We start from the raw sequence: 19,250 nt of genomic DNA on the forward strand, positions 1-19,250 counted from the left end.
TTCTCTATTAATTTTGATAGAATTCGATGAGCCGCAGCAGCAGCACTGCAGCCTCCGCTCGAGTAGCCTGACCTGACGGCACGAACTTGCCGTCTCCTCTTCCCTGCAAAATACCTGCTTGCTGCAATGCGGCTACATAGCCGGCAGACCAAGCTGGAATATCCGAGGCGTCGGAGAACAAATCCTTCACCTTCTCCGGTGCCAGCGGCTTCATCCCCGCCGCTTTGGACAGCATGGTCACAAGCTCCGCGCGGGTAACCTGATCGTTCGGCCGGAACGAGCCATCCGCATAACCATTCACAATTCCGAACTCTTTTGCTCTGGCTATAGCTTCCGCTGCCCAAGCCGGAATGCCGTCTTTATCCGAAAACTCCGATTCCGGTGCTGCAGACGAAGATTTATCAATCACCGCATTCATAAGCATCGTGACGAATTCCGCCCTCGTTACCTGTCCCTCAGGCCGGAACGTGCCGTCGTTAAAGCCATGAACGATTCCGCAGCCGTATGCATCCTTCACCGTTTTTTCCGCCCAATGTCCGGACATATCGCCGAATTGGGATGTGCCGTCAGCTGCCGGCTTACATGCGACAAGCTCAAGCTTGCCGGGCTCTTCCGGCTCCACCTGAGGCGGATTGACCGGGTTGTATCGGGTGATTTTCACGGTGTACTCCTGTACCGTTGTCCCATCCTGGGCCGTAACGCGAACCGTAATGGTCTGAGTGCCAACTGCCAAATCAATGATTTCGCCCAGCGGCTCTCCTTTTTCATTCAAAATATCGACTTTGGCATTCGCATCGCTTGGGACAGCCATCACTTTCGTTTTTGATACCGAATACGTAACTCCCGCCGTATAGTTCAACGTTGCTTCCTCGAACGGCTCATTCATTTGGATATCGCTGAGCCTAAGCGTGCTTAAATTCGCATTGCTGGACACGATTTCAAAGCGATGTTCGGAAGTTAAGTCGCTTTCGTTGCCGGCAGCATCCTTTGCTTTTGCTTGAACGATATGTGCTCCTATTGCGAGATCCCGGCTCGGTACAAAGCTCCATTTGCCGTCATCGCCGGTTAACACTTTACCAATAGGCTCGCCATCCAGTTGAATAATAATCTCAGCGTGCTTTTCCGCTGTTCCGGCAATTTCGGGTTTTGTCCGGTTCGTCTTCGAACCTTCATCCGGCTTATTGACTAGCGGCGCCGATGGGGCAGTCGTATCAATGACAAAATTCAGCTGTACGCCATCTTCTTTCGCATTGCCTGCGGCGTCGGCGACTTTGATCTTGACCCGATGGCTGCCGTCGCTTAGACCAACCGCAGGAACAAAGGACCATTCCCCTTCTTCATTAACCTGAAAAGGCTCCATTGCTGATCCGTCCAGCGTTAAGCGAATCCAAGCTCTTGCCTCCGCATATCCGCGAATAAGAGGTTTGTCCGTATTTAACAGTGCCCCTTCGATTGGTGCCGATATGTCAGCCCATTCGGGAGCGATTGTATCTATCGTAAATGTTACTTCTTCCGATTGAGGTCCCTTATTCCCTGCTTCATCCGCAGCCACGGCATAAATCGAATGCTTGCCATCGGGCAATTCTTCGGCAAGAGTAAACGACCAGAGACCGGATTTGTTGGCTAGTCCTTGTGCAGCTTTATGGCTATCTATAAAAATAGTAATAGCTGCGTCCGCTTCCGTCGTTCCGGAAATGGTGGCTTTGTTCACCTTCGTAACGGCTCCTTCTGTGGGCTGAAGAATAACCGGCGCTTCCGGCGCCTTGGTGTCTATCGTCCACGAGACGGAATTTGAGTCGCCGCTGACATTGCCGACGGAATCCTCGGCAACGGCTTTCGCCATATGAACCCCATCCTTGAGCGCTTCGGTTAACGGGTAACTCCAAATGCCGTTTTCCCTAGTATTAATCGTTGTTACGGCCGAATCGTCTATATAAATCGTAACCTTCGAGCCCGCCTCTGCTTGTCCTTGAAGCAACGGCTTGCTGCTGCCCGTAATAGCACCGTTTGCCGGGGCTTCAATAATCGGAGCTGCAGGTGCTGTAGAATCAATAGTAAATACAAGCTGAGCGGAATCTGCGGAGGTATTGCCCACGGAATCCCGGATCGTAACCAACACATGATGAATGCCGTCTGCTAACGGGGACACCGGCTGAACCTTCCATTTCCCTGCACCGTCGGTAATGACGGCTGGCAGCGTTTGATCATCGATTTTAATCGTAATTTCGGCATTTGCTTCGGCAGTACCTGAAATTTCCGGTGTGTTATCGCTTGTAACCTCATTGTTCTCCGGCGTTAATACGACCGGCAATAACGGCGGAGTCCGGTCAATGCGAACGGTCGCTTCCGCGATAGGGCTACTATTACCCGCTTTGTCGATCGACCTCGCGCTGACCGTACTCTCTCCTTCCGCCGTAACCGACAGCTCTCCTTCATAGCTCGTCCAATCCTTCGCTCCGGCTCCCGAAATTCGGTATTCGGTACGGTCAAGGCCGGATTCACCGCGATCAGAGCCAGCCGTTATATTTACCTTCACGCCATTTGCCGATGTCCATTCCTCCGTATCGGGTACAACCGCTGGAGCCTCGGGTAATGACCGATCGATTTGCACCTTTGCTTCCCGCACCTCTCCAACATTCCCTGCCTTGTCAATGGTCCTTGCGCTGATCGTCGTAATGCCTTCAGCCTCAACGCCAACCGTTACGGAATAGACCGTCCAATCTGTTGTTGTTGCTCCGGATAATCGGTACTCCGTTCGGCTTACTCCCGATCCCCCTTGATCTTCGCCGGGCTCTATCGAGACATTCACCTTATCCGCCGAAACCCAGCCGGTTTTATTAATGACTATTTCCGGAGCGGTTGGTGCTGTTTTATCCACGTATACGCTTATGTCCGAGATGTCGCTTATATTTCCTGCCTGATCCAACGTTCTCGCGTGGATCGTAGTCTTCCCTTCGGCCGATACTGTAAATTTTCCGGTATAGGTCGCCCAATCCGTATCAACTGCTCCGGTCATGCTATACTCGGTAAGGCTTGTACCGGATAAAGGATCTGTCCCCGGCGTGATCGTAACGTCAACGCTCGAATTCGTCCACTTGTCAGTAGAGATCTCTATTTCAGGATGCTCCGGAGCGGTTCGGTCAATCTGAACGGTCACTTTAGAGGCCGTCCCCTTGTTGCTTGCTTTGTCTATCGTTCTTGCAAACACCTCGGTTTGACCTTCCTCGGTTACGATAATGGGGCCCGTGTAAGGCTTCCAATCCGAATTGGCAGCACCGGACAGGCTATACTCCACTTCTTTCACACCGGATCCTCCCTTATCGGTTCCCGCTGTTGCGGTTACCGTTACACGATCTCCGGCATTCCAACCGGATATGTCGGGAGACAGCAGCGTTTCTCCAGGCGGCGTAAAATCAATCCATTGCATTTCCTCGGACTCATCGCTTATGTTTCCTGCCTTGTCAACCGTCCTTGCCGTAACCGTCGTTTTTCCTTCCGCCGTGAGCGGAATCGGTGCCGAATAAGAAGTCCAGCCCAGCGTCGTTGCACCGGACAGCTTATATTCAACGCGGTCGACCGAAGAGGCGTTGTCCGCGCCGGCCGTTAACGTTACGGTTACATTAGCTCCTGACCAGATTCCGCCTGCAGGGCTTATAGACGGAGCTGCTGGCGATGTCCGATCCAGGTTCACCGTTCCCGTCGTTACGGGACCTATATTGCCCGCTAAGTCGATCGTTCTTGCGCTTATCGTTGTCTGGCCTTCGGCCGTTACGGATAGCTGGCCCGTATACGTTGTCCATGCAAGTGTAGCGGCACCGTTTAAGCTATACTCCGTGCGGCCGATTCCTGAACCGCTATCCGTTCCCGCCGTAACGGTAACCTTAACCGAAGCTGCATTTGTCCAGCCCGTTACATCCGGCGCAACGATCGGCGCCGATGGTTTTGTTTTGTCCACCTTAACCGTAAACGGAGCCGCCATACTCGTATTGCCAGCATTATCGGTTGTTCTTGCTTCAACCGTTGTCTGGCCTTCGGCGCTTATCGATAGGGCTCCGGTATACGTTGTCCAGTCTTTGGTTGTTGCTCCGGACAGCTTGTATTCCGTTTTGTTCACGCCTGATCCGCCCGCATCGGTTCCGGCAGCAACCGTTACCGCCACATCGGACGAACTCCAATCCGTTGCCGATGCCGCAACAACCGGCGCGGTTGGTTTTGTCTTGTCTATGGATACGACCGTCGTTCGTTCGGTGCTTATATTGCCCGCCTGATCAACGGTTCTGGCGTGAATGGTTGTCTGGCCTTCCGCGCTGATTAACACGGTACCCGGGTAGGTAGCCCAATCCACAATTGTTGCTCCGCTAAGGCTGAATTCCGTTCGTGCAGCTCCCGAACCGCCGTTATCCGTTCCGGCTGTAACCGTAAACGTTACGCTCAAAGCGGACCATGTGCCGTTAGAAGGAGTTATAATCGGAGAAGCGGGCTTGGTTCGGTCAATTTTTACAACCGTTGTCGAGATCGAACTGATGTTATTGGCATTATCGACCGTTCTAGCGCTTAGCGTCGTTTGTCCTTCCGCGCTGATCGTCACTTGCCCTGTATAGGTAGTCCATCCGAGCGTTGAAGCACCGCTTAGACTATACTCGGTCCTGTTGACCCCGGAGCCTGCATCCGTTCCCCCGGCGACCGCAACCTGCACGGAAGCAGCGTTTGTCCAGCTCGCCGTATCCGGCGTTACGACAGGTGCCGTTGGCTGGGTTTTATCCACCTTTACGGTTACCGTTTTGCTCGTTCCGATATTGCCCGCCTGATCAATGGTTCTTGCTTCAACGGTGGTCTGTCCGCTCGCCCCGATTAAGATCGGACTATTATAAGTCGTCCAATTCACGTTAGAAGCGCCTGTCAGTCTGTATTCGGTCCGATCAACGCCGGAACCTCCCGTATCCGTTCCGTCCAGGACGGCTACCGTAACATCCGTACTGCTCCAAGCTCCCGATGCCGGGGTAATAATGGGGGCTGCTGGCGGCGCTTTATCGATCATAATAACGGCTGTCCCTTCGCCGCTTACATTGCCTACCTGATCAATGGCCCTCACATGGACGGTCGTTTGCCCTTGCGCAAGAATCGAGAACCCGGCGGTATAGGTTTTCCAAGCTTGAGTAACGGCTCCGGAGAGGCTGTATTCTATCCGATCTACCCCCGAACCGCCCGGATCCGACGATGACGAGAACCAGGCCGATACCGAAGTTGAACTCCAGCCTGCTTTCGACAGGCTGATTGCTGGCGTTGTCGGCGGCGTCCGGTCAATCTTGACAACCGCGGTTGCTATAGCGCTTATATTCCCGGCATTATCTACCGTTCGCGCGGATATCGTTGTTTGTCCCGAATTTGAAATTCTTACCGGATCGGAACCGTTATACGGGGTCCAGCTTACGGACGTAGCGCCTGTCAGGCTGTACTCCGTCCGGTTAACTCCCGTTTCCGCATCCATGCCTGGCTGAATGGTTAAGTCGACATCCGATGCGCTCCACCCGCTGCCCGCACCTGTAATCGTAGGGGCTGTTGGCGGATTAAAGTCGAAGGTCAATTTATACATCTTGGTATTGTCCGTATAATCCCTATCATTGTAACCGCCTAAGATATAAACGTCAGACCCTATAGGGATAAGGCTGGCATTCGTTAAATGATTCGGATTTTCAACATCGATTGTCCAAGTATTCGTCGCCGGATCATACAGGTAGAAATTATAATTGCCCATAACCAATACTTTTCCGTTCGCAAGCGTCACTTGGGAATGCCTGGAAAAGATGTCCATTCCGACATATGGCAGACTAGCGACCTTTGCCCATGTATTGGCTGCCGGATCGTAAATATAGGAGTCAAAGGAATATACATATCCGCTAAGACCGCCCGTCAGCAGTACTCGTCCGTCCTTCAGCGTACTTTGAGCCGCGCCATATATGCCTCTTGGGAGAGGAGCAGCCTCATCCCAACGGTCGGCTGCGGGATTATAGATGTATGCGTTGTTGTACAGGATGGATCCCGAGTTTGGGGAATAAATTTCGTTTGCTCCGCCTACGGCCAACACGCGGCCGTCAAGCAGCGTGCTCTGGGAATGTCCCAGCACCGTATGAGGGAAATTCGCCGCATTGGTCCAAGCGTTTGCGGAAGGATTATAAATGCGGACAGCGTCGTTGTAGACGTAGCCCACATTATTCATGAACGCATTCCCTCCAATGGCAAGCACGCTGCCGTTTGGCAGCATGGATTGCGCGTGATAAGCCACCGGCAAAGCAGGCGCATTGGAAGTCCAGGTTTGAGTAACCGTATCGAAGACGTACGAGTTCTTCGGAAAAGAATTGTTTCTTCCGTTTTGTCCCCCGGTTAAAAGAATTTTGTTCCCTCCAAGCGCACTGGCCATAGCTCCGGGAAGCAGCTCCGGCGGGTTAAAAGACGATGGCAGCTCCTCCACCGACACAGCGGCAAATGCCGTTTTTTCACCCCCCGTCGGCAAAAATACGAAAGCAATTGCGATAAGCAACAGCATGCAGCTTAATTTACGAAACACAACCTTCGTCCTCCTCTAACTGAATGAGCAGGACAAGCTTAGCAAATATCATTTTCAGAGCCAATTAACTTTAGTTAACTGCATCAAATAATTTTTACTTATCTCCAGCTGACTCTCGGAATTGCCATGGCGTAAGCCCGGTTACCTTCTTGAAAAGGTTATGGAACGTCGGCCCGCTCTGATAACCTACCAATTCTCCTATTTCCTTCACCGGCCGTTCAGTCATGATCAAGTAGCGCTTTGCCGCTTCCATCCGACACCGGATCAGGAATTGGATGATGGACATCCCCACTTCCCGGTGAAACAAATGAGACAAATAGTACTTGCTGACGAAGGTGACTTTAGCAAGCTGTTCCAGCGTGATCGGCTGCTGATAGTTTTCTTCGATGTAGCTTCTAGCCTTTATGACAGCCGCTTCCGCAGGCTTGAATGGGATCATGCGCTCCCGGATCGCCGTCGTTATGGGCACGGTAACGTTTGCCGGTCACGTAGCCGGCCGTTATGGCGTAGCGGACGTTTACGGCAGCCACCTTGAGCTGTTGGAACATGCATCGGTGGACGCGATCGTAGCGCCGCAGCCCTTCCGGAACCATGCGAATGTTATTCCGGATATTTTGCGGGCTGGCATTCCGGTTTTGACGGAAAAGCCTCTGTCTCTTACGGTGCGGGAAGGCGGCAAGATGGTACGGATAGGCGAAAAAAGCGGCACGCTTCATATGATTGGTTACCACAAACGTTCGGATCCGGCGGTAGAATACGCCAAGCTTGTTATTGAAGAATGGAAAGCATCCGGCAGCTTTGGCGAAATGCAATATATCCGGATTACGATGCCGCCGGGAGATTGGGTTTCCGGAGCAGACTAGCCGATTGGCAGCGATGAGCCTTATCCCACGTTTCTGCTGGAACAAGGTCCCGAGGGATATACGGACAAAATGACGCAAATGCTGGACAGCTTCGTCAATTATTACATCCATCAGGTGAATATGTTTCGCCATCTGCTTGGCGAGAATTACAAGCTTACCTTCGGCGACCGCCGCGGTACTGTGCTAAGCGGCGAGAGCGACAGCGGCGTTACGATTACTTTGGAGATGGCCCCTTACCACACCTCCCACGAGTGGGAAGAACAGATTCTGGTAGGTTTCCGACAAGGCTATGTCCGCATTGATCTGCCTGCCTCGCTGGCACGCCAACGCGCGGGAAGAGTAACGATCAAGAAAGACAACGCCTCCGCCGGCGAAGCTCTTACTTACGAGCCCATTCTGCCGAACGTCTCCGCGATGCGCAATCAGGCACGTTATTTCCTAGCCGCCGTCCGCGGCGATCGACCAGCGCCTTGCACGGCAAAGGAAGCGCTGCAGGATTTGATATTTGCCCAATCGTATGTGGAGTACATGAATCGGACATATCCGGAAGCTCTGCCTGGAACCTAAAAAAAAACGCAGCTGCGCCAATTGCGCAGCTGCGTTCCTATTTATAAGGTGCTCATCACAATATTGCGGAGCTTCCGTGTCAGCGGCGTTGTGCCCGCATCCTTCTTCTGGATCATAAGCAGAATCGTCAACCCCTCTTGAGGGAAGTTGCCGAAGTATGCGCCTAACCAACCATCCCAGCCGTACTCTCCCGGACTTGCCAGTATCCCCGCAGTTTTCGTGTCCGTCACAACGCGCATCAAGTTCCCGTAGCTGTGACCGGTCAACGTATGCCAGGAGTCAAAGGCTGGCTGCTGGCGGGCATTTAACGTTCCCGACGTTAAATATTGAACCGTTCTTGGACGCAAAATCTGTACGCCGTCCAGGCTTCCTTGGTTCAGTAGCATGGTCGTAAATTTCGCGGCGTCATCAATCGTTGAGACAAGTCCCGCGCCTCCGGATTCGAAAGCCGGTTCACGGTCCATTTGATGAATAATACCCAGATGATTGCCCGTAAATAGGCTCATGCCGTCTTGCTCGCTGGCGTACGTTTTGACGAGGCGTCCTCTCTTCTCTTCCGGTAGCCAGAAGCCCGTATCCTTCATGCCAAGCGGGCCAAAAATCTCCCTCTGCAAAAACTCGCCAAAGCGCATGCCGCTTACCACTTCGACGACGGCGCCCAGCACATCGGCCGATGTGCCGTAAGTCCAGGAGGTTCCCGGCTGGAAAGCAAGCGGGCCTGCGCCAAGCTTGTTCATCGCTTCCACGGTGCCCATCGGAGATTCTCCGAGCAGACGCTCGTCAATTTCTCTGAACAAAGCCTCCGTTGCTTGTCCTGCCGCATTAGTTCCGCCGTATACCAGGCCGCAAGTCATATCGAGCAAATCATGAATATTCATTTCCCGCTCCACGGGCACAAGCTGGCCGTCAACCTCGGCCTGCTGATTTTTGAAGCCCGGCAGGTATTGGCTGACCGGATCGAACAAATCAATTTCTCCGCGCTCTACCAGAATCATGACGGCTGTTGCCGTAACCGGTTTTGTCATCGAGTACAAGCGGAAAATCGTATTCCGTTCTACCGGGCGTCCCGCTTCGCGGTCGGCTAAACCGTCTTCGTGATAAAAAATTTCTTCGCCGTCTTTGATCACCATAAAGCTGGCGCCGGCTACCTCGTTGTTATCGATGCTTTTTCTAAGCGTTGCTCTAATCTGGCTGACTGCTGTCTGATCCAACATGATCGATAATCTCCTTCTTTCCCCATACTTTCTATGACCAACAGTATATTCGTTATTAGAGCAGGAAACTCCTTTACAACACCTTACTTTGCTGCCTTAATCAGCTGGTATCTTCCGCCTGCAACCGTCTCGAATGACAATAAGCCTTGCTCATCCAATGTTGCTGTAATCGCAATACCGTCCGATTCCACGCGAAGCGCTGCAGCCGACCGAATCCGGCACACTCCGCCAGAGTTGGAAACGATCTCCGCGGTTGTAACAGCCCCTTGCTCCCATTGGAGCGAGACGTCGAAATGGCCTCTCGCCCGCAATCCCCTCACATACCCTTGCGGCCAGGCATCCGGTAAGGATGGCAGCAGCTCCAGGTAGCCTTGATGGGATTGCACAAGCAGCTCGGCGATTCCGGAAGTCGCAGCGAAGTTGCCGTCAATCTGGAATGGCGGATGGGCATCAAACAGATTGCCGTATACGCCGCCATGATGATAATTCGTGTTGCCTTCCTCTACTAGAGTCAATAGATTCGAGAGCAGCCCTAATGCCCGGTTGCCGTTGCCAAAGCGCGCCCATAATCCAACCTTCCAGCCTAGACTCCAGCCCGTGCCGCCGTCTCCGCGGATTTCGAGAGAACGCTGGGCTGCTCCCATAAGCTCCGGAGTCTCCCCCCATGTCAGTTGGCGACCGGGATAGACCCCGAACAAATGAGAGACATGACGGTGGAATTGATCCTCGTCTTCGAAATCCTTCGACCATTCCTGAAGTCTTCCATTCTCGCCGATTTGCAGCGGATGAAGCCGGCTGCGCGTGTCCACGAGCCGCTCTCTGAATGATTCATCAACGCCAAGAATCGTTGATGCCTCGATCAGATTCGTGAACAGATCCCAGACGAGCGACAGGTCCATGGTAGATGCAGCGCTGACCGCAGCCAGCCCTTCCGCCGTACGGAACTTATGCTCCGGGGAGGTGGAAGGCGACGTAATCAATCGTCCATCCTTTTCTTCATGCAGCCAATCGAGGCAGAATAATGCCGCCTCTTTCATGACCTGGTAAGCCTTATCCCTCAGGAACGTCCTGTCTAATCCAAATGCGTAATGCTCCCATAAATGCTGGCAAAGCCATACGCCGCCCATCGGCCAGAACGCCCAGCTCGGATCTCCGTGACCGTAATCGCCAGCAGGCGAAGACTGGCACCAGATGTCGCTGTTATGATGGGCGGTCCAGCCCGCAGCGCCATAGTTCGTTGAAGCGGTCTTCCGGCCGTTCTTGGACAGATTCTCGATGAAATCCAGCAGCGGCGTATGGCAATCGGCCAAATTACAGGTTTCCGCGGGCCAGTAGTTCATCTCCGCATTAATGTTAAGCGTATAGTTGCCGCTCCAGGGCGCTCTTGTCTCTTCATTCCAAATTCCTTGCAAATTCGCAGGCTGGGTTCCTTTGCGTGAGCTTCCGATCATCAGATAACGGCCGTAATGATAGAGCAGCTCGACAAGTCCCGGGTCGCTTGCCCCGTAATCCCGGATGCGCGCGTCTGTTGGATAATCGGGCGGGGCAGCCGATTCGCCAAGACTAAGCTGCACGCGATTAAACAGCTTCCGATGATCCTCAATATGTCTTTGCAGCAGCGATTCATAGGAATGCTTCATTGCTTGCTCCAAATAAGCGGAAGCTGCCGCCGACTCGTCCTTGCCTTCGCTTCCCGGTGAACGGTCATAGCCGTTAAAGCTGGTTGCCGCGCTGAAAATAAGAGTGACGGCCGTCGCGCCAGCAACTCGTAGTCCGTCATGGCTGTATGATGCTTGTCCTTCTTCCAGCCGGGCTGCCAATCGGCCTTCAAATCGCATCGCGTTGGCGCTGCCCGGCTCGCCATACCTAACAGGCATGTCCGTGTCGTAGTAACTCGGGTCCACATGCTCCGGCGCGTCTCCGCGCAATATCAGGCTATCCTCGTCAAAAGCCGTCTCGTACCGCAGCGGGCTCTCAAGCCGGGCAAGGAAATTCAGCTTCCTCGGCTGACTCGCTTCAAGACGAAGCACAACGACCTGATCCGGATAAGATACAAACAAACGTCTAGTATAAGTCACGTTGCCAATTTGATACTCAACCGTTGAGGTCGCATCATCAAGATGGAGCGCTCTCCGGTAATTTTTCATCGTGTTCCCGTGCAGGAACTTTATATAGAGATCTGCCATCGGCAAGTAGGATTGCGTATAAGTCCCCATCATCTGTTTGCATAATCGGTCGGCTGCCGCATATTGTCCCTCTTCGATCAGCTTTCTGACTTCGGGAAGCACTTTGACAGCGTTGTCATTATCTCCGTAGCGGGGACCGCCGGACCAGAGGGTATCTTCGTTTAACTGGATGCGTTCCATTTCCGATCCGCCAAACATCATCGCGCCAAGGCGTCCGTTGCCTGTTGGCAGAGCGTCGGTCCACCTGACTGATGCACGATTGTATTGCAGCTTCATAATAAACATGCTCCTTTTACAGGTTCATAAGTTGGCATTTACGCTTTAATACCATAGAATCTTGCGCAGTTCTCTCCTAATACAAGCGACCGTTCCTCTTCCGTAAAAGCTTCCAGGTAATGCCTTACGATATTTATCGTCTGCTCATACGTACCGCTTAACGTGCAAACCGGCCAGTCCGAGCCAATCATCAGCCTTTCGGCTCCAAAGCATTGAAACACGGTATCCATATAAATCGCGAAATCTTCTTCCTTCCAATTGCCCCACTCCGCCTCCGTTACCATGCCGGACAGCTTACAGAAGACATTCGGATTAGACGCGAGTCTTGCCAGATCCTGAGCCCACGGCTCAAATCCTTTATTGGCAATATCCGGCTTCGCGATATGATCAAGCACAAAAGGCTGATTAGGAAACATTTCGACAAGCTCGGCAGCGTAAGGAAGATGTTTTGGAAACAACAGCAAATCGTAGGTTAAACCGTACTTTTCGAGGGCGGCAATGCCATTCCTGAAATCCTCCCTCAAGAGAAAGCGGTCATCCGGCTCATCATGCACCACATGACGGACCCCCTTTAGCAAAGGGTGATGGCCATATTGCTCAAGCTGCCGATCAATTTCCGGCGAACACAAATCTACCCAGCCTACAACGCCTTTTATCTCGGAATAACGATCCGCTAAGTCTAAGAGCCATTCCGTTTCCTGAAGAGACTGCCTGGCTTGAACGGCAATGGATCCGTCAAAGCCGTTTTGCAAAAGCAAGGGCTTCAACTGCTCCGGCAGAAAGTCTGCCTGAATCGCCTTGTGCTGCCCGGACATCCAGCCGTAATCCCGCTCGTTGTACATCCAGAAATGCTGGTGGGAATCTATTCTCATACGCTTCCTCCTTTTCCTTAAGGCCATTCTATCATCGCTTTGATCACTTTGTTAGCAGGATCCAGCCAGGATTCGAAATGTTCTGCCATTTCGTCAAACGGCACAACATGAGTCACGTAGCTGTCAATATCAATCCCTCCGGCACGGATAACCTCCAGTACATGCCGGCAATCTTCCTTCGTTGCGTTCCGGCTTCCCATAATCGTCAGTTCCCGTTTGTGAAATTCGGAATCGTCGAAAGAAATATGGCCTTTTACTAATCCCACATACACAAGCGTTCCGCCATGCGCCGCGTAACGAACCGCTGCCGACATGGAATGGGTATTTCCCGTGGCATCAAATACGATGGTCGGATAATCGCCATCCGTCAAAGCTTCCAAGCGACCGAACGGATCATCCAGCGCGTTAACGGCATGATCAACCTTGGCCCACTGTTGGCAAAAGTCCAACCGCTCGTTATTCACATCCATTGCGATGACATTCGCGCCTGCATGCTTGGCGAGAGCCATGATGCCAAGGCCGATGGGGCCAGCTCCGATCACCAGCACCGTATCGCCGGCCGCAAGACCCGACCTCCGGACGGCATGCGCTCCGATGCTGAACGGTTCCACAACGGCCGCTTGCTCCAGGCTCAAGCCTTCCGCTTTGAGCAGATGCGTAACCGGAACGGAAATTCTCTCACGCATTCCTCCATCCGCATGGACGCCAAGTACTTGTATGGAAGTACAGCAATTTGTCTTCCCTTGCCGGCAGGCCACGCATTTCCCGCAGTGTAAATACGGGATAATACTGACCTGATCGCCGGCTTCGAAGCCTTCCTCGTTATCCGCGATTTGTTCGATAATACCCGACAGCTCGTGGCCTAGAATACGCGGATAAACGAAAAACGGCTGATTTCCTTTATAGGCATGTAGATCCGTTCCGCAGATGCCGACCCGTTTCACCGATACGATCGCCTCTCCTGGCTTAAACACCGGCTCCTCGAGATCCATATATCTGAATTGCTCAACCTGCTCGCATACAATCCCCTTCATTTGTGTAGCCGCTCCTTTATCGCTTATTGTAAAACGTTATACCGCTCGCCCATGTCTCGTTCATTATCGGCTTTAGGATTTGCCGTACTTCCTCAAGCAGCCCAAGGTTTATCGGCTCATCGACCCACATAGCGTTTTTTGCAATGTTCGAAGGATTCGCCGTGCTGACAAGCGTTGTTGGAATCCGCTCGTTCATGGTAGAGAATTGAACCGCAAGCTTGGCAATATCCTCGCCTTCCGCGGCGCAATGTTCCGCTGCCCGCTTGCAAATCTCTTTTACCTCCCGGCTGGCGGGATGCCAGTCCGGCGTACCGCGTGTACCCAGCAAGCCCATCGATAAAGGTGATGCGTTTACGAGTCCGATTCTCTTTTCTTCTATTAAAGGGAGAAGCGTTTCCAACGTTGTATCATTCAAGGAGTAATGGCAATACGAGATGATAGCATCGATGTCGGCGTTAGGCAGGAACTCTTCAAACAAGCTTAGCGGGAGTCCGCAAATCCCGGTATTTCGGATTTTCCCATCGGCTTTCAACTGCAGAATGGCGGGAATCGCCTCTTCGTAAATAAGAGCCGGCTCCACAAACTCAATATCGTGAAGGAACAAAATGTCCAGATAATCGGTATGCAGGCGCTGCAGGCTCTCTTCCACGCTCGCGATAATGGTCTCTCTTTTGAAATCAAATAGATCCGCCCCGTATCTGCCTGCTTTCGTAGACAGGTAGTAACGGTCGCGCGGAATGCTCTTTAATGCTTGCCCGAGCACCGTTTCCGCTTTTTTCAACCCGTAATAAGGCGACACGTCGATTAGGTTAATGCCGGCATCCAATGCCGCATGAACCGTGCGGATGCTTTCGTTGTCATCTGTTTCGCGGAACACGGAGCCAAGGGAAGAAGCGCCAAAGCTAAGTACCGATACTTCGAGGCCGGTCTTGCCAAGCTTTCTGTATTTCAAAGTGTCTCACTCCCGTATAAAAAGAATATAATCACATTTTACATCAGCATAATAAGACATGAAAACGCTCTACTCCTGTTATTTTATGTTCTAATTTGCTATCATCAAAGTAACTATCAGGAGAAAGGAAGAAGAAGCGATGCAAACCATACATAAACGCTTCGAGGAATCGGACCAATTCCCTTTCAGTTTTGTCTATCGGGATACGAAATCCCCGCAGCGGGAGCTGCCCGACCATCTGCATGACTGGTATGAGATTGTTTTTGTGTACGCCGGCAAAGGGACCTTCTTCATTAATCACAGCTTCTATGAAATGAACCCCGGCGACGTGTTTCTAATACCCGGCAATACGGTTCACCGGGCGTTCCCGGATGAAGATTCGCCCGTGACCTCCAGTGCGATCTTCTTTGGGCCGCGGCTAATACAGCCAATGGAATTCGGTGAGTCCCATTCGCTGCTGCGCTGCTTCGAGCAAGCCCGGAAAAGCAAAAGCTATAGGCTGGAGAATTCCCTTGACGTACGCCTGGCTTTCTCTAGCCTGATTGACGCGATGAATGACGAATGGCTTAACCGGCTTCCGAGCTATCGGGCGGCTATTGCCGTCAGGCTTTATGATTTTCTAATTGCCTTGAACCGGATGGCCTTGACGGAGACCGAGCATACGCGAAGCTCCAGCGCCGAGCCGTCCTGGATCAGAACAATCCTGGATTATATTGATGCTCATATCGGATCGCAAGAGATGAGCCTTGCCGACTTATCCTCCAAAGCATCCGTAACGTATGCCCATTTCTCTAGAGTGTTCAAACAGCATACCGGCATGAACGTAAGCGAATATATGCTGCTCAAAAAAATTATGTTAGCCAAAGAGAAGCTGATGCTCACGGGCGATACCATCGCCTCCGTGTGCCTGGCATGCGGTTTTGAAAGCGAATCCTATTTTTATAAAAAGTTTAAGCTGATTACCGGGATGACCCCCGTGGAGTACAGGCGCAGCTGCCGGTAACGTCGATTTTCGCTTTTGGCGATTTCCCCTTGTTTTTCGGTTGATTCACCAAGAATAGAAGGCGCCTAGCCTATATGCTAAGGATTGAAATCATACGATTAGAAAGGGTGAACGTATATGTTGGACAACACGAAAGTATTGACCGAGGCGCAAGTACGTTATTACAGGGAGAATGGATTCGTACAAATCGATAACATGTTGTCCGCGGAGGAAGTCGAGGAGCTGCGGGGCTACCTGGAAGAGACGATGGCGGTGCAAAACGGGAGATCCACGCAAACGGCCGCTTCGGGGGATCTCTATTATAAAGTGTTGAATCAACGGGTTAATACGTGGCGGGATCATGGCGGAATGGCCCGCTTTGTGTTGTCACGCCGGTTTGCCGATGCTGCCAAGCAGTTATCTGGAGCAAACGGCGTGCGGCTCTTTCACGACCATGCCCTGCTGAAGATGCCGCAGGATTCGAAACCAACGCCTTGGCATCAGGACTTGCCATACTGGCCAATGAACGAGCCCGGCGCTTTGTCCATCTGGATTGCGCTGGATGATGTGGACGAGCATAACGGATGCTTGATGCTGGTGCCCAAGTCGCAAAAAATCAAAAACTTAAAATCGATCGACCTTGTTAATCCCGAAGATATATTCTCCGACGAGGGTGCCAAGGATGTGGACCGCAATACGGCAGCCGTTGTGCGGATGAAAGCCGGCAGCTGCTCCTTCCATGACGGACTCACCTTTCATTATGCGCATGCCAACGAGACGGACAAACCGCGCCGCGCTCTTGCTATCGTCTATATGCCCGATGGAACGACTTACAGCGGTGCGAACCATGTATGTACCGACGGGCTTGGCTTCCGGAAGGGCGACGTGTTGACTGGAGGATTATTCCCTAGGCTCGCCTGATTCGGAGCGTCCTTTTACCCGCTTTCTGTAATGGCTTGGCGTTTCCCCCGTAAGCTTCTTGAAGACATGATTGAAATGGCTCAAATCCTCGTACCCCGTATCTAGCGCAATCCGGGCAATCTTGTCGCTGGTAGTGGCCAGTAATTGCTTGGCAAGCCGAATCCGCTGGTCGTTGCGGTATTCCACGAAGGACATTCCGGTCACTTGGCGGAACAGGAAGGTAAACTTGCTTTGGCTCATGCCCGCCATCTGACTGATTTGTTCCAGCGACAAAGGATGGGATTGATGGCGACTGATAAACTCGCATATGCGGGCAATCATTTCCCCATCGTTTTGCATGGAGGGCAGCGAGTGGTTCCGGTTATTGACATACATGCGGCTAAGTATGATGAATAACTCGATAAGCTTCGATTTGATTAGAAAGTGATATCCGCTTTCCTTATTCATGTACTCCTTCATGAGCTGCTCCAATATCCCTCGCACGTCCAGCATTTGCCTGGGAGACAAGGTGAGCTTCGCTTGGAAGGATACATCCGACCGCAGAAACGGCTCCATATAATAAAAGTCGATAAACGAAGTGACGCCCGATAATACGGCAAGCTCCCGTTCGAGAAGAGCTGGAACGAACAGGACATTCACAACCTCCATCCCATCGTTCCGATCGACTGTATACGCGTGATCCATGCCGGGTTCTATGATGAACACATCTCCGGCTGCAATAGGGAATGTTCTTCCTTCGTATTCGTGCAGTCCCGAGCCTTGGCTAATAAAGACGAGTTCTACGAATTCATGACGGTGCAGCGGAATCATCGTACCCTGCTTGAGCTCATAAGGTTCAATATGAAAAAGAAAATGTCTGCTTTCCAGATGCTGATCGCTTTTTAGAACATCGCTCATACGGGTCCCCCGTCGTTCATAAGGCGCTTTGCGCTTGCAAAGCGCCTTTGCTGGGCTATCAGTAATTAACGGAATTGCTGGATCTTCAGGAACAAGTCCTTAAACACCGCATCGCGGTCGATATAACGCACATAACGGATGAGATGCCTCGAAGGATCCGAGCTCCACCGGAAGTCTTCCGATATGCGGGGACTAGGGAGCAGCTGCGAAGGTGCCCATTTCGGATTATTCAGCCATGCGATCGTAGAGATATCCCAAATAACGCGGGAGTAGGCATAATGATCATTCGTGCAATCCCGGTAAGTCTCGTACAAATATTGCCCCAGCTCCCCCTCCGGCTGCACGTAATCGCGGATTTCGGATAACGTGGTCCGCAAGTTCGAAGCAACTCCCATGCAGGGGATTAGAACAAGCGGCACGCCGCTGTCCATAATGACTCTGGAGGCATGCAAGTCCTGGAACAAATTAAACTCCCTTGTATCTCCCCACTCCAACGTATGACCGCCAAGCCACACCACTACAATCTTTTCTATAATCCCCGGTTCTGTCAAAATGGCGCTGGCCACGTTCGTAATCGCGCCTATAGCCACGACATACAGAGGATTGTCGGCATCACGCTGCATCGCCCTTTTGATCAGATCATGGACTGCATCGCTTTCAACGGGCAGCTCAGCCCCGGGCAAGTATTGCTCCGAGCCGCGAAAGGCCGGAACGTCCTCGCGCTTCAGCAGCTTTCGTATTTTCAGAATCTCGTTATAGCTTTTTGTCATGCCGTCGCCCGGGCTGCTTGATAATTCGTTGAAGAACGGTGCGGCGTACAAAGCCTCGACTTCCATCCTCTCATTCGAGAGCAGGGAATAGGCTACGGCAAATTGATCGTCAATTTCGTTAAACGTATCGGTATCGAGAACGATATGAATTTTCCCGGTTGGCGGGGCTAATCTTTGGACCACAAATGATTCGGACAGCTTCGGATATACCATTTCCTATTCCTCCATTATCGACAACCTATTGTGTAAGCCCTTACAGGATCAACTTTAAGCCGTTTCGCCCCCAGCGTCAATGCGATTACGGAACCAATCCGTGCAGCTTCTTGAATGCTTCGGGATTCATCCCGTTCAGCTTGCGGAATACGACGCCGAAATAGCTCGAGCTCTCAAAACCAACCCTGCCCGCTATCTCGTACATCCGCATCGCCGGGTGCTGAAACATAAGCTGCTTGCTTCGTTTGATTCGCTGCTGGTTAATGTATTCCGTCGGCCTGGTATTCATCGTCTGCTGAAAGATTCTGCACAGGTATTGCGGGGTAACGGCCGCCACTGCAGCCAGCTCGGTAAGCGTTAACGGTCTTTGCAGATTGTTTTCTATATATTGCAAGACTGGCTTAACCCTGTCGAACTCTTGATCCGAGTAAGACGGGGATAGCAGCTGATATTTAAGATCGATTAACAGGCCGTATAGCAGCTTCGACCGTTCAAGATTGGCCTCCTGGTCATTATCCATGGCCAAGGTCAACATCTGTTCCAGCGATTGGATAAGCGTGTTGGCCTTTAACCTGCCCGTACCCGATTCGCTGATTCCGGCGAACAACAGCATTTGGTCCGCTTCGCGGCCGTTAAACGATACCCAGGAAACCTTCCAGCGCTGATTAAGCGGTCTATAGGAATGAGGAATGCCCGGATAGAGGAAAAACACGTCCCCGGCCTCCACTTTACAGGCCTTGCCGTTGACGACAACCTCTCCGATTCCGTCCAGCACTTGATGCAATTGATAATCCGGGAAGCCTTCCGGCCGTTCGGTTTCAATCTGATGTTCCCAGTATCCAACCGTTGTCGCATAGAGCGGAAGTCCGGAGGTTTCATCCTGCGAGCAAAAAATATAATTACCCTCCATCACGAAACCTCGTTTCATATTTTTAGAG

General features: G+C 52.1%; 14 protein-coding genes. 4 read left to right on the plus strand and 10 right to left on the minus strand.

All coding sequences use genetic code 11. From position 1 onward, the window contains the following. Positions 1-7 precede the first annotated feature (7 nt). Positions 8-6,565 carry an OmpL47-type beta-barrel domain-containing protein gene (locus WFJ73_RS07440; RefSeq protein WP_336772437.1) on the minus strand — a complete coding sequence of 2,186 codons (6,558 nt, stop codon included), beginning with the start codon at positions 6,563-6,565 and terminating at the stop codon, positions 8-10. Positions 6,566-6,659: 94 nt separating this feature from the next. After that, entirely contained in the window at positions 6,660-7,004 is a 345-nt protein-coding gene (locus WFJ73_RS07445) for a helix-turn-helix transcriptional regulator (RefSeq protein WP_336772438.1), read from the minus strand. Between WFJ73_RS07445 and WFJ73_RS07450 the strand changes: the two genes are divergently transcribed. Beyond that, positions 7,003-7,428, plus strand: a complete 426-nt coding sequence (locus WFJ73_RS07450; RefSeq protein WP_336772439.1) for a Gfo/Idh/MocA family protein — start codon at positions 7,003-7,005, stop codon at positions 7,426-7,428. The two genes, WFJ73_RS07445 and WFJ73_RS07450, sit on opposite strands and share 2 nt — an antisense overlap. 69 nt (positions 7,429-7,497) lie before the next feature. Continuing rightward, positions 7,498-7,995: a hypothetical protein gene (locus tag WFJ73_RS07455; RefSeq protein ID WP_336772440.1), complete on the plus strand. Its 498-nt coding sequence runs from the start codon at positions 7,498-7,500 to the stop codon at positions 7,993-7,995. Positions 7,996-8,036: 41 nt separating this feature from the next. On the opposite strand, the gene WFJ73_RS07460 is transcribed toward WFJ73_RS07455, so the two are convergent. From WFJ73_RS07460 to WFJ73_RS07480, 5 genes are all read right to left on the minus strand, one after another. Beyond that, complete coding sequence (locus WFJ73_RS07460) at positions 8,037-9,209, minus strand: serine hydrolase domain-containing protein (RefSeq protein ID WP_336772441.1); 1,173 nt, start codon at positions 9,207-9,209, stop codon at positions 8,037-8,039. Between the two features lie 83 nt (positions 9,210-9,292). Then, positions 9,293-11,671, minus strand: a complete 2,379-nt coding sequence (locus tag WFJ73_RS07465) for a glycoside hydrolase family 95 protein (protein ID WP_336772442.1) — start codon at positions 11,669-11,671, stop codon at positions 9,293-9,295. A gap of 38 nt (positions 11,672-11,709) precedes the next feature. Further along, a complete protein-coding gene (locus WFJ73_RS07470; protein ID WP_336772443.1) occupies positions 11,710-12,543 on the minus strand; it encodes an amidohydrolase family protein in 834 nt (277 codons plus the stop codon). A gap of 17 nt (positions 12,544-12,560) precedes the next feature. Beyond that, positions 12,561-13,577 carry a zinc-binding alcohol dehydrogenase family protein gene (locus WFJ73_RS07475; RefSeq protein ID WP_336772444.1) on the minus strand — a complete coding sequence of 339 codons (1,017 nt, stop codon included), beginning with the start codon at positions 13,575-13,577 and terminating at the stop codon, positions 12,561-12,563. 16 nt (positions 13,578-13,593) lie between these two features. Then, on the minus strand, positions 13,594-14,529 hold the full coding sequence (locus tag WFJ73_RS07480) for an aldo/keto reductase (protein WP_336772445.1): 936 nt from the start codon (positions 14,527-14,529) through the stop codon (positions 13,594-13,596). 139 nt (positions 14,530-14,668) lie between these two features. Between WFJ73_RS07480 and WFJ73_RS07485 the strand changes: the two genes are divergently transcribed. Then, entirely contained in the window at positions 14,669-15,532 is an 864-nt protein-coding gene (locus tag WFJ73_RS07485; RefSeq protein ID WP_336772446.1) for a helix-turn-helix domain-containing protein, read from the plus strand. A gap of 117 nt (positions 15,533-15,649) precedes the next feature. Then, entirely contained in the window at positions 15,650-16,432 is a 783-nt protein-coding gene (locus WFJ73_RS07490) for a phytanoyl-CoA dioxygenase family protein (RefSeq protein WP_336772447.1), read from the plus strand. Here the strand turns inward: WFJ73_RS07490 and WFJ73_RS07495 are convergent. The 3 genes from WFJ73_RS07495 to WFJ73_RS07505 form a co-directional block, all read right to left on the minus strand. Next, a complete protein-coding gene (locus tag WFJ73_RS07495) occupies positions 16,412-17,329 on the minus strand; it encodes an AraC family transcriptional regulator (protein WP_336772448.1) in 918 nt (305 codons plus the stop codon). The two genes, WFJ73_RS07490 and WFJ73_RS07495, sit on opposite strands and share 21 nt — an antisense overlap. Positions 17,330-17,394: 65 nt before the next feature. Next, positions 17,395-18,312, minus strand: a complete 918-nt coding sequence (locus WFJ73_RS07500; protein ID WP_336772449.1) for a nucleoside hydrolase — start codon at positions 18,310-18,312, stop codon at positions 17,395-17,397. A gap of 85 nt (positions 18,313-18,397) precedes the next feature. Beyond that, complete coding sequence (locus WFJ73_RS07505; RefSeq protein ID WP_336772450.1) at positions 18,398-19,222, minus strand: AraC family transcriptional regulator; 825 nt, start codon at positions 19,220-19,222, stop codon at positions 18,398-18,400. Positions 19,223-19,250 lie beyond the last annotated feature (28 nt).

It is taken from the genome of Paenibacillus sp. MMO-58, from assembly GCF_037146255.1.
Lineage (GTDB): Bacteria > Bacillota > Bacilli > Paenibacillales > Paenibacillaceae > Pristimantibacillus.

What these genes read in the sequence shown, in the direction of transcription:
- WFJ73_RS07460 (WP_336772441.1), bottom strand. Translation starts at nt 9,209, where the DNA reads ATGTTGGATCAGACAGCAGTCAGCCAGATTAGAGCAACGCTTAGAAAA.
- WFJ73_RS07455 (WP_336772440.1), top strand. Translation starts at nt 7,498, where the DNA reads ATGACGCAAATGCTGGACAGCTTCGTCAATTATTACATCCATCAGGTG.
- WFJ73_RS07485 (WP_336772446.1), top strand. Translation starts at nt 14,669, where the DNA reads ATGCAAACCATACATAAACGCTTCGAGGAATCGGACCAATTCCCTTTC.
- WFJ73_RS07465 (WP_336772442.1), bottom strand. Translation starts at nt 11,671, where the DNA reads ATGAAGCTGCAATACAATCGTGCATCAGTCAGGTGGACCGACGCTCTG.
- WFJ73_RS07470 (WP_336772443.1), bottom strand. Translation starts at nt 12,543, where the DNA reads ATGAGAATAGATTCCCACCAGCATTTCTGGATGTACAACGAGCGGGAT.
- WFJ73_RS07500 (WP_336772449.1), bottom strand. Translation starts at nt 18,312, where the DNA reads ATGGTATATCCGAAGCTGTCCGAATCATTTGTGGTCCAAAGATTAGCC.
- WFJ73_RS07490 (WP_336772447.1), top strand. Translation starts at nt 15,650, where the DNA reads ATGTTGGACAACACGAAAGTATTGACCGAGGCGCAAGTACGTTATTAC.
- WFJ73_RS07450 (WP_336772439.1), top strand. Translation starts at nt 7,003, where the DNA reads ATGCGCTCCCGGATCGCCGTCGTTATGGGCACGGTAACGTTTGCCGGT.
- WFJ73_RS07475 (WP_336772444.1), bottom strand. Translation starts at nt 13,577, where the DNA reads ATGAAGGGGATTGTATGCGAGCAGGTTGAGCAATTCAGATATATGGAT.
- WFJ73_RS07495 (WP_336772448.1), bottom strand. Translation starts at nt 17,329, where the DNA reads ATGAGCGATGTTCTAAAAAGCGATCAGCATCTGGAAAGCAGACATTTT.
- WFJ73_RS07505 (WP_336772450.1), bottom strand. Translation starts at nt 19,222, where the DNA reads ATGGAGGGTAATTATATTTTTTGCTCGCAGGATGAAACCTCCGGACTT.
- WFJ73_RS07445 (WP_336772438.1), bottom strand. Translation starts at nt 7,004, where the DNA reads ATGATCCCATTCAAGCCTGCGGAAGCGGCTGTCATAAAGGCTAGAAGC.